The organism is Paenibacillus sp. MDV22-iso6, from assembly GCF_058408365.1.
Genome location: NZ_JBZVDZ010000002.1, coordinates 380,432 through 393,547 on the forward strand (window position 1 = coordinate 380,432; position 13,116 = coordinate 393,547).

Genomic DNA, 13,116 nt, shown 5'->3' on the forward strand with positions numbered 1-13,116 from the left:
TGATGATTTGAAGTCAGGTCAACCGGCAAAGTGCAGTTAAATAAGGGTGGTACCACGACACATTCGTCCCTTGACGGATGTGTTTTTTTGCTGTTTATAACCAGATTTACAATATCGATTAGAAGAATAAGGGGTGTGACAAGATGCGTCAAAGTGAAATGCTTGTTCCAACATTACGTGAAGCACCAGCAGAGGCAGATGCAGCAGGGCATCGCTGGTTATTGCGCTCGGGTATGATTCGCCAACTCGCAGCAGGGATATACAGTTATCTGCCCTTGGGGCGTCGTATCTTGCTGAATGTCGAACGAATCGTTCGGGAAGAAATGGACCGTGCAGGATGTCAGGAAGTATTGCTGCCAATCATGCAGCCTGCTGAGTTATGGGAAGAATCCGGAAGATATACTCAGTATGGCCCTGAGCTGATGCGTCTGAAGGATCGCCATGCACGAGAATTCGCCTTGGGTCCAACCCATGAAGAGGTTGTGACTGCACTGGCTCGTGACGAGGTTAATTCTTATCGGAAGCTGCCGTTTACACTTTACCAGATTGGAACCAAATTCAGAGATGAACGTCGCCCAAGGTTTGGATTATTGCGGGGACGGGAGTTCATCATGAAGGATGCGTACTCTTTTGCTTCCGATTGGGAAGAGCTGGATCGCACCTATCAGGCCATGAATACGGCGTATTCGCGTATTCTGGAGCGTTGTGGACTGGAATATATTCGAGTGGAAGCCGATGCAGGCACTATTGGTGGTCAGGGGGAGACCCACGAATTCATGGCACTTGCTGATGTGGGAGAAGATACGATCGTAACCTGCAAACATTGTGGATATGCCGCAAATCTGGAGAAGGCGGGATATCGGACTTCTAAATCTTCTGCTAAGAATCCAGAAAAAGCAGAAGCTTCTGCTGACCTGAAAACGGTTGAAAAAGCTGATGGGAATACCGAGGGTGACACGTTGGTTCGTATCCAAACGCCAGGTGTACGTACGATCAATGAGTTAAGCGTCTTTGTGGGCAAGGATGCCCAGCATATGATCAAAACATTGCTTTATCAGGCTGATGGTCAACTGGTCGCTGCGCTTGTTCGTGGGGATCATGAAGTGAATGATATCGCGCTGAAGCAGGTATTGGGTGCAGAAGAGCTAATTCTAGCTGATGAAACTGCCCTTGCAAGTCATCCGAATTTAACTGTAGGTTTCCTGGGTCCTATTGGACTGGATCTGCCGATTGTAGTAGATGCGGATGTAGCTGCAATGGAATATGCCATTACAGGAGCGAATGAAGTTGATGTACACTATTCGAATGTACGTCCGGGTAAAGATTTTGCTTTGGACAAAGTAGATCGAATCCGTTTTGCTGCTGAAGGTGACGGCTGCCCAACCTGTGGAGAATCGCTTGTATTCACAAAAGGAATAGAAGTTGGGCATATCTTCAAACTGGGAACCAAGTACAGCGACGCTATGGGAGCATCCTTCCTGGATCGCAATGGACGGCAGTGCGCACCTGTAATGGGTTGTTACGGTATCGGTGTGTCTCGTCTGATGGCCGCTATTGCTGAACAATATGCCGGAGAGGAAGGCATCCGTTGGCCAGCAGCCATTGCGCCTTATCATGTACATCTGATCGCAATGAGCTGGAAGGACGAACAGCAACGCGAACTCACGCTGGAACTGGAACAACAACTAGTAGATGCCGGATACAGTGTACTGATCGATGATCGGGATGAACGGCCAGGGGTGAAGTTCAAGGATTCGGAATTGATTGGATTGCCTGTCCAGATTGTTATTGGCCGAGGTGCGGCGGAGGGACAGGTGGAATTTGGATCGCATGTTCTTGCAGCACAAGGTGAATCCAAACGAATCAGTATGACGGCACAAGAGGCTGTAAGTCAGGTGAAGGAACAACTATAGTCCAGAATTAAAAAAAATCCTTATGAAAACCATGCTACGTGTCTCTATATAATAGAGCGATGTATAATAGGTCCAGATATTATGCGGTAAGAGATGTTTGTGGTTATGTAACGGATTAAAGCGTTAAAAAGAGGGCTATAGTCATATAAGTATGCAACACTATTTGCGTATTGTCATACCAAATTACTAGAATTTGAAAAATTGTATTCTGTATACAGTCGGTTTGTCCATAAGAGCTTCTAGCGAACCATGTCAGGAATCTATGCATGTGCAAATACGCAAATCATGGAACGAGAAATATATCGTTTGAATGTGAAATAACCGCATGAGAGTGGCAATTTTGGAGATAGCTTCTATAGTCCATGGTAGAGGGCATGGGATGAAGTGATTTCTTAAAGTGGCTTTGGGGATTTATTTTTGCAGCAAAGCTATATTCATGTAAACATGGATGTGCAACTCGGTAGGTTAACTACTGAGTGATGTAATTTGTAAAATAAAAAAGGGTGTCCATCAGCCAGTTATGGCTTGAGGGACACCCTTTCTTTGAATCTTATTGGTACAACTATCTGCTCTTCTCAGAACTTAAGAGGCTGCAGGCAGTTTCAATTGTTGGCCTGGATAAATCCAGTGTGGATTTTTGATCTTATTCAGCTTTTGCAGAGCTTGCCAAGTGGTACCGTATTGTTTGGAGATGGAATACAGGGAATCTCCGGATTTTACAACATGCACTTTGGCTGGAGCTGGTTTACTTGGCGTCGGTTTCGACGGTGTTTCTGGTTTTGGTGTAGTTGGAGCTGGTGTTTCCGTTACTGGAGCTTCCGGTTCAACCGCAGGAGCCTTTGCTTCCTTGATTCGACCGTCTGTTTTGATTTCTACAGCGCCCAGTTTTTGCATGTATTCGATCAACGCTTCATCCATAGCACCGTACATGCCGGACGTTGTGTATTTCGCAAACATCGTGTACTCGTCACCACCAACAGCAGTGAAATCATTCGTAGCCATTGTGTACGTTGCTTTTGGATCAAGGGCTTTATCTCCGATCATGACGGAGTGTACACGGCTGCCTTTTGCAGCGGAAGAATCAATACTGAATGTCATGCCGGATACTTGTGGGAATCCGCCACTTGGTTCTGGATAAGATCCTACTCCGTTTTCAAGGGCTGCGAGTACATCGGAGCCTTTTACTTCAAGCGTTACAACCTGATTACCAAAAGGAAGTACAGTGATAATATCACCTTTAGTTACGATACCTTTTTCAATAGAAGAACGAATACCGCCACCGTTTGTGAGTGCGATATCGGCTTTGCTGATGTCACGGATGGCATCTGCCAGCAGGTCACCCAGGTTCGTTTCACCTGCACGTACTTGTTCACGTTTGCCGTCCAGCAGAATCGCTGTATTGGCTACTTCTTCTTTCAGAATGGGTTCTTGCTCTTTCTGAATGGAGTTTACCAATGCGGCAACTTTCTCATTCGGTTTGATGTCTTTTGCTTCCGTTTCATCAATCAGTGTTGCTTGTTTTTTCGTTACTTTGCCGCCGTCAACCCACAGGTCGATCACGCCTACAAAGTTTGTATATTCTCCAGCGCTGGCGATCAGTGTTCCGTTATCCGATACAAGTCCATCTTGCAGAACCGTATGGCTATGACCGTCGATGAATACATCAATGCCAGGCACTTCTTTTACAACTTTGAAGCTAGTATCGGTGCTGGACGCGTCTTGTCCAAGGTGTCCCAATACAACAACAACATCTACTTTGCTGCGAATTTCGTTCACGAGAACTTTGGCTTCTGCAGTTGGGTCTGTAATATCAAGACCTTCCACATTTTTCGGATTCGTTTTATACATCGTTTCCGGTGTAGTCAGCGTAATGATACCGATCTTCACGCCGTCTACTTCTTTAATGAGGTAAGGATCGAAGAGACGAGTTCCGTCTTTCTTTTTCACATTGGCACTGAGCATGGGGAAGTTCATCATATCCGCAAGTTCGATGAGGCGCTCGGAACCGTAGTTGAATTCGTGGTTACCCGGTACAATCGCCTGATAACCGATTTCATTCATTACTTTGACAATGCTCTCACCGTTAACGAGTGTAGCAAAGGTTGTACCATGCACTGCATCTCCGGCATCCAGCAGAAGGGTATTTGGGTTTTCGCTACGGTATTTGTCCGCAATTCCAGCAACTTTGGCGAAACCCATCGCAGGTGAGGACTCAACTGCGCGTGCGTGTGTGTCATTCGTATGTAGAATAGTAATGTGCTTACCTGTGCCCGGAGTGGTATCCGTTGCAGCAGCGGCAATGCCCACACTGCCAAACAGCAGACAGAGCGTTAGCACAAGTGAAACATAAGTCTTCCAGATTTTCATATGAATCAGTAACCTCCCCAAAATAATAATCTACCTGAGCGTTTGCACAACTCATGTTGTATTTTACCAGACTACTATTAGGAAATCTCGTGATTTGTGTAAAAATAGGTAACCTGAAAGTGACATCTGATTTTCATAGTGGAAGATTAAGAGAGAACTTCACTTGTAAGGAACGTATGTTCTTAAAATGGCTAAAAAAAATGCTGCACTTCACGTGGCAGTCCTGTACGCAAACAAAATTTCTCCAGTGATTCATCCGGCTCTGGCATCAACCCTGAAGTTAGAAGCTGTATGGCAAAACGATTGGCCTGTCTTTCCAGCTTGCCTGGGGCAAAATAGGAGTGTTCCTCCAGAAAGAACCGGTTTATGCCTTTGTGCAATCGGTCATGTCCAAGTTCATGGGCACACACGAAGCGCTGCCATTCCGGCGGTAAATCATTGTGAATGACGATAAATCTGCGACGGAGCTTTCGGAAATACAGTCCTTTGGTGGACTTGCCCAGATTGGTGAACCGGATCTGTATTCCAATGGCTCTGGCAATGCTAAAAGGGCAGTTTGTCCGGTGTTTTCGAATCAGCTTTGTTACAATGTCATCCATATCATCTCACCTGCTGCTTTAGTTTGTTCAGCTTGAAATGCTTCATGGGCGCTCGTCCGGATCGTTCGTTTTTTTGCGTTTGTTCATCTGTTTGGCTTCCCAGAACAGACCTGTCAGGACATCCTTAATTCGTTTCTTATCCTCATCATCCAGCGGGATGCCGTCAAACATCAGATCATCCTCGTCCTCGAGCATCTTTTTAAAGTCCCGACGGTCCTTATAGGTTGCCCATTCTGGAGCGTCATGGAGCTCACTTGCTGTATTTCCGGTTTCCAGATAGCCGGCCTGTTTCATCATATCCGCGTATGGAACCGAGAGTGCGTCCGAGATTTTGCGGATGGTAGCAGGCTTGGGAACTCCGCGAACCCCATTCTCAATGCGTGAAATTTGCGAGTTGCTGATTCCTGCTGCTTCGGCGAGCTGATTGATGCTGTATCCCTGTTGCTCGCGCAGTTGTTTCAGATAAGGACCAAAAGTGTGCTCCACCATTCATTCCACTCCTTTGATTCGTACAAGTGCTTGAATTATAAAGAAGCTAGTTGGATGAGGGAGATAGATGTGCGTTCTATGCCCGTTCCGGATTCGGATCGTTCTTTTGATCGCTGTTATCCCCGGATTTCCTATTTCACTTTCTAAAGGGAGAAATCCGGGGATAAAGGCGAACGCTTCGCTTCTTCAGAATCGATTCCGTCTCCTTCACTGCGTATGCGCGTGACCATACTTCTAGCCCATCGTCCAAAACGGAGTAGCTTCTTTATAAAAGTCAAATGACTTATACGAGGATCTTTAATTATCTGTACTATATCGTATATATACCATTAGGTAAAGGGATATGAAACAATTATGCCAAAAGGTAAAGGAAATGAGAGCGCGGGTTTTATTTTATAGTTAAAACGACCCAAAATGAAGGTTTACGCCGATCCCCAGAAAGTGGTATCCTCAAATAGAAATACGAACAAAATACGAACAAAATGTAAAGTTGAGACAAGTTGGATGATGAGGAAAATGAATTATTCCTGCTTCATACCTGACTTTAACTGATTCCAAAAGGCAACAGAAAAAACTTGAAGAATGCCGTTACTATTTGAGAGAACTGGATAACTCTAATAAAAGGAGTATTTTGTATTAATCCCAAAAGCGATTCAAATTAGCAATAGGTAGATCGAAAAGCTTCTATTCGTCTAACTATTGTACCCGTAAGCGACTGGAACCGAATAATACAAAATACCAAAGATGAGATGAATGCGAGTTTAACTTTTATAGAATGAACTTTAAGTTACGCAAACGAAGAGGACAGAAAAAAGCTGGAGAAGCGTAGCGTTCGCATTTATCATCGGATTTTTACATTAGAAAATATAATCAAAAAAATCTGGGGATAACAGCGATCGTAAGATTTTTCTGTCATCAGAGTGGAACATGCGAAGCTAATAGACTTTCATTCTATAACGAATGTTAAAGGAGGAGAATGAATATGGAACTGATGCTGCCCGAATTGGACCGACGCAAAACACAGACTGCTGTTGAAGCCGCGCTGGAAAAATACCGGATTTATAAAACGATTGCTTTTGAAGAACGAGAGGTGATGGTGACGGCGAGTTACGCTGAGCGTTTCCATGGTGCAACGAATGTGACCGGGGATTCCACTGCCAGAACGGCAATCTATAATGTGGATGTACAGCGCGCACGTCAGGCGTACTGCGATACGATTGATTTTGTGGTATCTCGACTGAGTGAGAAGGAACGTGTACTTGTCAGAGAACGTTATCTGAAGGATGACGATGTATTTGACTATAAAGTGTATAACCATGTGTTTGACCCGCCTGTCAGCAAGGATACGTATACGAAGATTCGGACACGTGCTTTCTATAAAATGGCGCTGGCTCTGTCGGATCGGGGTCTGATTAATATGGAGCCTTTATCTGCATCTCGCAAAGAGCGACAGAAGCTGGGCTAGAGGTGAAGCAAGAAGTTCATCCTTTTATATCCTTCGCTGATTGTATACAATAATTGAAAACAATATTAAGGATCAGTCAAAGGAGAGGAATCCGCATGACGGAACAAGCCGGAATGCAGGAGATGTACACACTGAAGACGATCGCGGAAACGCTCAATACATCCAACGACCTGAATCTGATGCTGGATACGGTACTCGGTAAATTGTTGGAACTGACGGGATTGACTACGGGCTGGGTATTCCTGATCAATAATCAGGGAGAGTACTCCTGTATTGCTGATTACAGTTTGCCTCCTGCTCTGCTGCATCATGACAAGGAGCCGATGCGCTGTGGGTCTTGCTGGTGCGTGAATCGCTTCCGGGACGGGAGATTGGATAATGCCGTCAATATTATTAATTGCAAACGCCTAGAGGATGCCGTCGATCATCAATGGGGAGATACCCATGACATCACCCATCATGCAACGGTTCCGCTCCGCTCGGGGGAAAAGATGCTGGGACTGCTGAATGTTGCTGCACCCGGGAAAGAGCATTTCAGTGATAGTGAGCTGGCGCTTTTGCAGGCTGTAGCTTATCAGATAGGCAGTGCAATGGAGCGGATGCGATTATATAGCGCAGAGCAAAGGCGAGCGGATCTGTATGTCAGGCTGGGGGAGTTCAGCCGATCGCTGGGCGTGACGGTCAACGATTGCAGCAGTGGAGACGATATGGCCAAGATGGTTGTAAAGCTGCTTGGGCATCATTACGATTGGCCTTTTGCCGCACTGTTATCCCAGAAAAACGGAAGTTTTATGGTACAGGCCGCTTATGCTCATGGCAGGTCCGAAATGATGACAATATCTGGACTCTCTCCAGAGTTGCAGACTCGCATGCATCGTGTGATTGATTCTCATCGGGCTATGGTATTGTCGGCAACGGAAATCCAAGATGTTTCTGCCATCTGCAATACCGGGCTCCCTAAGTCTGTTTTGGCTTCGGGCTTGGCTGCTCCCATCCCATTAAGTTCTCCTGGCGAAACGGCAGTACTGGTGGTTGGATTGGGCTCGGCCAATGGCTTCCTTCAGGCAGATCGTGAGGTTTTCGATGCACTCGCTGAACATATTACAGCCTCGTGGGAGAGTCTGAGACTGGTATACAAACGGCGGGAATTGACCCGACTGGAGGAACGAAACCGTTTGGCTCGGGATTTGCATGATTCGGTGAACCAAATTTTGTTCTCCCTGTCTCTCACAGCCAAAGGGGCAGAGAGCATGTTAGCCGGATCACTACAGCTGCATCCGGCTGCGGAAGCGATGAAGGATATACGTTCCTTGTCGCAGGAAGCATTGAAGGAAATGCGTGCCTTGATTATGCAGCTTCGTCCGGCGGGTTTGGAGTCTGGTCTGCTCAGTGCATTGCAGGAATATGGTACAGGACAGGGATTGCAGGTCGTTGTACATCGGACGGGTATGCGCTCCTTGCCTCAAAGTATTGAGGAAGGCTTATGGCGTATTGGACAGGAAGCACTCAATAATGTGCGTAAACATGCGGGAGTCCCTTCCGCTGAGATATCCCTCCAGCTAAGCGATCAGGAAGCGATATTAATCGTTACAGATCGAGGAAAAGGGGGGGCCAAAAACCGTGAGGCTTTGCCTGCCAGTTCACTTGGTCTGTCCATCATGAGGGAACGGGCCCAGTCACTGGGCGGCAGACTTGAACTTGTGAGTTCATCCCGAAAGGGAACATCGGTAACGGTCGTCATTCCACTTCCGTCCGAATCTGTATAAATCAGGGGGAAGAAGACATGCCGATTACGATTTTACTCGCGGACGATCATGCAATGGTGAGGCGCGGGTTGCACGTTTTTTTGTCCACTCAGCCAGATATGGAAGTCGTCGGAGAAGCCTCGAATGGACAGGAAGCACTGGAACAAGCAGAACAACTGCATCCGGATGTGGTATTAATGGATCTGCATATGCCCGTGCTTGACGGGATCGAGACGGCGAGAAGGCTTCGTTCGATCTTGCCTGGAATCCGTATCATCGTACTTACGTCCTTTTCCGATCAGGATCATGTCGTACCGGCCGTACGCGCAGGAGTGAAGGGATATCTGCTAAAAGATATTGAGCCAGAGGATCTTGCCGTTGCCATTCGTAATGTGCATGCAGGTCAGGTAGAGCTTCATCCTGCAGCAGCAGGACAATTAATGCATGTGATGGCATCGTCTGAACTGTCGATGAATGAAGCGCATGAGCGTGCAAATCCCCATTCGTCTACTCGGCTTCCAGAGCAAGAGCGGATAGGGCTGGGAAAAGAAACTTCTCATAGACCGGACATGCTTACTCGCCGGGAACGAGAGGTTCTGGGGCTGATTGCACAAGGATTGAGTAATAAAGAGATCGCCATAAAGTTAATCATTACCGAGAAAACAGTGAAAACCCACGTCAGTCATCTTTTAGACAAATTGGGACTGGCAGACCGGACACAAGCAGCGCTTCATGCCGTAAGAAATGGTTGGGTCGTCTGATCCATCTTCCTATTCTCAGACTAAAGTTGTAGAAACTCAACCCAAAGGTTGAGTTTTTTTGTGCTGCAAGTTAAGTCTATCTGCCGACGATTCCGAGGTAGAAGCAAGGTAAGATGAGAGTAGAGAAAGTTGAATCGAAGAGAAAGAATGTTTTTATAAAATCGAAGGAGAGTGACATAGATGAATATTATCATTTTGGCAGGCAGTAATCGGAAAAATGCAACCAGTACACGTTTAGGGGAATATGCAGTGGAGGTAATCAGCGGTCAGAGGCATGAAGCCAGCTTGTTCGATTTATATCAGACACCGCTCCCATTCTACGCACCGGATGAAAAACAGAATGAAGATCAGAATCTGTCTGACCTGAACACACGTATGCTCGCCGCAGATGCCATTATTCTGTCTACGCCAGAGTATCATGGCAGCATCAGCGGTGTACTCAAAAATGCATTGGATCACCTGAGTCAGGCTCATTTCAGTGGTAAACCGGTATTGTCCATCAGCTCAGCAGGAGGTGCGGTGGGCGTAAGCTCGCTTTTGCAGCTGCAGGTGATTATTCGCAATTTGCATGGTATTAACGCGCAGGAGTGGATTTCCATTGGTGGTGCACAGCGCAGAAGATTTGAAGCAACGTTTGACGGATACGAAGAATTTGAAGGCAGTCAGGATATTGAGGATCGGATCAAACGCGTGATTGGTTCATTTTTGCACCTTGCCGAGACGTTAACTGCAGTACGGAAACCATCTGAGAGTTAAGAGAAAAGAGGTTTTCATCATGATTAAAGGCATATTTGAGACTCATCTGAATGTAACGGATCTGGAGAGATCCCATCATTTTTATGAACAGATCGTTGGATTGCAGCATGCTTATGGGCAGAAGGAACGTGGGAACTCCTTTTACTGGATTGGCGGTGAAGGCAACGCGATGCTCGGACTGTGGCAAAAGGACCCTTCCGAGGTGCAGCGGCAGCATTTTGCTTTTCAGGTATCGTTGGAGGACATGAAGCAAGCTGTCACTTACCTGGAGGATAAAGGAATTAATACGCATAACTTTCAGGATGATGATATTGGCGAGTTATATGTATTTGGATGGATGCCGGCTGTGTCCGTGTATTTTACCGATCCGGATGGTCATTCCCTGGAATTCATATCGATGCTCCCGGATGAAGCGAAGCCGGAACTTGGCATGGTGCCATGGAGTGAGTGGGAGAAGATGCACGGTCGGGTGAAGGGGGACACAGCATGATTTTTGAAGAGGTCAAATTATATACAGCACGATTGGAAGACATTAAGCACTTTTATATCAACACACTGGGTTTGAACATGGCTGAAGAGTCCGAGCATGCCTTCACGCTACAGATTGGTTTAACGAAAATGATATTCATGCGAAGTGAAACAGACCAGAATCCGTTTTACCACCTGGCCTGGATGATTCCAACCAATCGTTTTCAGGAGGCCAAGGCATGGGCAGCGGCACGTGTCCGTCTAAGTAGGCATGAAGGTGAGGATGAGACCTATTCAACGAATTGGAACTCGAATTCGCTCTATTTCGAAGATCCTGTCGGTAACATTCTGGAGCTGATTGCTCATCATACCGTTCATAACGAAAATGATCGCCCCTTTTCGGAGAAAGATCTGCTGCAGGTGTGTGAGGTGGGACTTGTCACGGAAGATGTGCTTTCTGCAGTAGATGAACTTGAGCAGATGGGATTGAAACGATGGAGAGCGATTAGCGATACCTTTGCCCCTATAGGGGATGTGAACGGTTTGTTTATTGTGGTGAGAAAGGAGCGAACCTGGTTCTTTTCGGAGCAAAAAGCAAACATATATCCGCTGGAAGTGTCCATACGTGATGTTGGGAGACTTCGAATCGGCTAAAATGCGCGGAACAGCAGGCAAAACGGTCATATGTGCACCATCTGAATCATCTTATAGAAGTAAACGCTTTAAAAAGAGTGTTTTGCTAAAAAAACTGTTGCTGGTTGTGCGTGTATCAGGGTTCGCATCGATGAAGGGTGGTGGCATGTTGGATCGACGTTTGTTGGAAGAAGGGCTGGCTGTTATTGTGTCCAGTCGGGAGCGTACAGGAGATTTGTGGCACGCCCATTATGGGGCGGGAGCTATTGCGGCTTATTTTTGGGTGAGGGAAAATCGTCTCACTGCCCTTGCGGCGGGCAGTGTTACGGCTGAAGCAAAAGCCATGCTTCGCCAGCACGGGTTGAATGATGGCTTGAACTCCCGGAATGGAGAGGTTTTGCCAAGGGAAGAGGCCGAAGCGCGTATTACAGCAGCGCTGGATCGAACCATCGGAGAGCTACACTGGGTGGGTCATCAGGCCATCTATGGTGCCCTTAGTCTAAAAGCCATTCGTGAACTGGATGGTTGGGGCACGGAGCATGACATGGATCAGATGGTTGAACTTATTGATTCTTTTGAACGAACCATTCCAGGTAGATCCTGGGTAAACACAACTGTGAAAGAAATTCGCAGCTTGAAGTTAAGTGAGGCAGACGGATTCCCTGATATAGAACGCCCGGAACAATTGTCCCGGCTGATTCTGGATGAGCTTGGCGCATTTCGTACCATCTATCAGGCAGAAGCACATCATGATCTGATCGGCCACATGCTAACCTACGGGCACGCGCTTAATATATTATTTGAACTGGATTACCCTGCTTTGTTCCATAAAGGCATTCCGCCTTTTCTCAGGATGGTCAAGGCGCTGCGACTGAGCCGGGATGTGGATGCCGAACAGGAGATGCCAACGCTGCAATCTCCAGTTGATCGTCTGCCATTGATTCGTGCAGAACGCTCTGTTGCACTTCCACATGAACTGGAATACTGGCTCACCGACAGACGTTCCCGCGATTGGCATGGAGGTCATGTGTTCAAATTTCCATTCAGCTTCTACCATCATGCAAGAAACGGAAATTCAGTTCCGGAAAGCTGGGAAAACTTCCGCTATATTATCGCGTGAGCAAAATACGTTTAAGAGAGCACAGCCTGAGATGGCTGTGCTTCTTTTAATCTTTTTAACGGGACCAAATTTCAAGGATAAACAGGATCAAAATGACTCTGGATGCCAGCATGTATGGTGATTTTCGTATGGGCTGACGCGCTGTCCATATTCCCCAGGAACTCATAAGTGCAATACTTCCCCAGAACATCCATAAGGGAATGCCTTCAGGCGTAAATGGAAAGGACAGCGAGGGCAGACCTGTATTGCCAGCCCCAAGAAGAACAGTGGTCATATAGACGAGCAGAAGGAAAAGTAACTCAAATAGCAGGGTTTGCAGCCAGAAATAATAGATGTGCAGCACTCGAAGCAGAATGACTGTGACCAGGATAAACAGGATACCAACGGATGAGAATGTTGCAGCGGTCCATCCAATGAGTGAAGTAGTTAGAATATCTGTTTCCTGATAAAAGGTGTACATTGTCAAAGCGTACATAACGGGGCCAGCCATGTAACTGGTAATAGCGATCCACAGATAGAACCAGAGCTTTTTTTTCATGATCGTATCCATCCTTTATCGTAAATAAGGTTTGAAAGGCTGCTTATTATCATATAAACAGCATCAGGAATGGATTTGTTGGGTTATCTGGAGGAAATCTCTGCAAGAAACCGACGTTTAACCGCCATGATTGCGACAACAAATAGACGTAATCCATACGGACAACCGTCAGCGCGACCGATTTAAACATGTAAGATTGTATTATCGGATCAGTAGCAAGTGACATATCCCGATAAGCACATACGCTAATGTACAGACCGGC

Annotated in this window: 12 protein-coding genes; 8 read left to right on the plus strand and 4 right to left on the minus strand. The window is 46.5% G+C overall.

What is annotated here, in order from left to right:
• Positions 1-143 precede the first annotated feature (143 nt).
• A complete protein-coding gene (locus AC4PM4_RS07930; RefSeq protein ID WP_491613288.1) occupies positions 144-1,913 on the plus strand; it encodes a proline--tRNA ligase in 1,770 nt (589 codons plus the stop codon).
• Positions 1,914-2,495: 582 nt separating this feature from the next.
• Here AC4PM4_RS07930 and AC4PM4_RS07935 read toward each other — a convergent pair.
• The 3 genes from AC4PM4_RS07935 to AC4PM4_RS07945 all read right to left on the minus strand — a co-directional run bounded on the left by AC4PM4_RS07935 (position 2,496) and on the right by AC4PM4_RS07945 (position 5,368).
• On the minus strand, positions 2,496-4,280 hold the full coding sequence (locus tag AC4PM4_RS07935) for a 5'-nucleotidase C-terminal domain-containing protein (RefSeq protein WP_491613289.1): 1,785 nt from the start codon (positions 4,278-4,280) through the stop codon (positions 2,496-2,498).
• A 191-nt stretch (positions 4,281-4,471) separates the two neighbouring features.
• A complete protein-coding gene (locus AC4PM4_RS07940) occupies positions 4,472-4,879 on the minus strand; it encodes an ImmA/IrrE family metallo-endopeptidase (RefSeq protein ID WP_053783399.1) in 408 nt (135 codons plus the stop codon).
• A gap of 42 nt (positions 4,880-4,921) precedes the next feature.
• On the minus strand, positions 4,922-5,368 hold the full coding sequence (locus AC4PM4_RS07945) for a helix-turn-helix domain-containing protein (RefSeq protein ID WP_491613291.1): 447 nt from the start codon (positions 5,366-5,368) through the stop codon (positions 4,922-4,924).
• 982 nt (positions 5,369-6,350) lie between these two features.
• Between AC4PM4_RS07945 and AC4PM4_RS07950 the strand changes: the two genes are divergently transcribed.
• From AC4PM4_RS07950 to AC4PM4_RS07980, 7 genes are all read left to right on the plus strand, one after another.
• The gene (locus AC4PM4_RS07950; RefSeq protein WP_064640192.1) at positions 6,351-6,833 is read left to right on the plus strand and encodes an ArpU family phage packaging/lysis transcriptional regulator; all 483 of its coding nucleotides are present in this window, start codon (positions 6,351-6,353) and stop codon (positions 6,831-6,833) included.
• Between the two features lie 95 nt (positions 6,834-6,928).
• Positions 6,929-8,599 (plus strand): GAF domain-containing sensor histidine kinase, encoded by a 1,671-nt coding sequence (locus AC4PM4_RS07955; protein WP_090807986.1) that lies wholly within the window; start codon positions 6,929-6,931, stop codon positions 8,597-8,599.
• A gap of 17 nt (positions 8,600-8,616) precedes the next feature.
• A complete protein-coding gene (locus AC4PM4_RS07960) occupies positions 8,617-9,339 on the plus strand; it encodes a response regulator (protein ID WP_063564559.1) in 723 nt (240 codons plus the stop codon).
• A 180-nt stretch (positions 9,340-9,519) separates the two neighbouring features.
• Entirely contained in the window at positions 9,520-10,095 is a 576-nt protein-coding gene (locus AC4PM4_RS07965; protein ID WP_063564558.1) for an NADPH-dependent FMN reductase, read from the plus strand.
• 19 nt (positions 10,096-10,114) lie between these two features.
• Entirely contained in the window at positions 10,115-10,585 is a 471-nt protein-coding gene (locus tag AC4PM4_RS07970; RefSeq protein ID WP_072734393.1) for a VOC family protein, read from the plus strand.
• Positions 10,582-11,217 (plus strand): VOC family protein, encoded by a 636-nt coding sequence (locus tag AC4PM4_RS07975; RefSeq protein ID WP_063564556.1) that lies wholly within the window; start codon positions 10,582-10,584, stop codon positions 11,215-11,217. The genes AC4PM4_RS07970 and AC4PM4_RS07975 overlap by 4 nt, the downstream gene beginning before the upstream one ends.
• A gap of 82 nt (positions 11,218-11,299) precedes the next feature.
• Positions 11,300-12,316: a hypothetical protein gene (locus AC4PM4_RS07980; protein WP_491613292.1), complete on the plus strand. Its 1,017-nt coding sequence runs from the start codon at positions 11,300-11,302 to the stop codon at positions 12,314-12,316.
• Positions 12,317-12,371: 55 nt separating this feature from the next.
• Here the strand turns inward: AC4PM4_RS07980 and AC4PM4_RS07985 are convergent, their stop codons facing one another.
• Complete coding sequence (locus AC4PM4_RS07985; protein ID WP_063564555.1) at positions 12,372-12,854, minus strand: hypothetical protein; 483 nt, start codon at positions 12,852-12,854, stop codon at positions 12,372-12,374.
• Positions 12,855-13,116 lie beyond the last annotated feature (262 nt).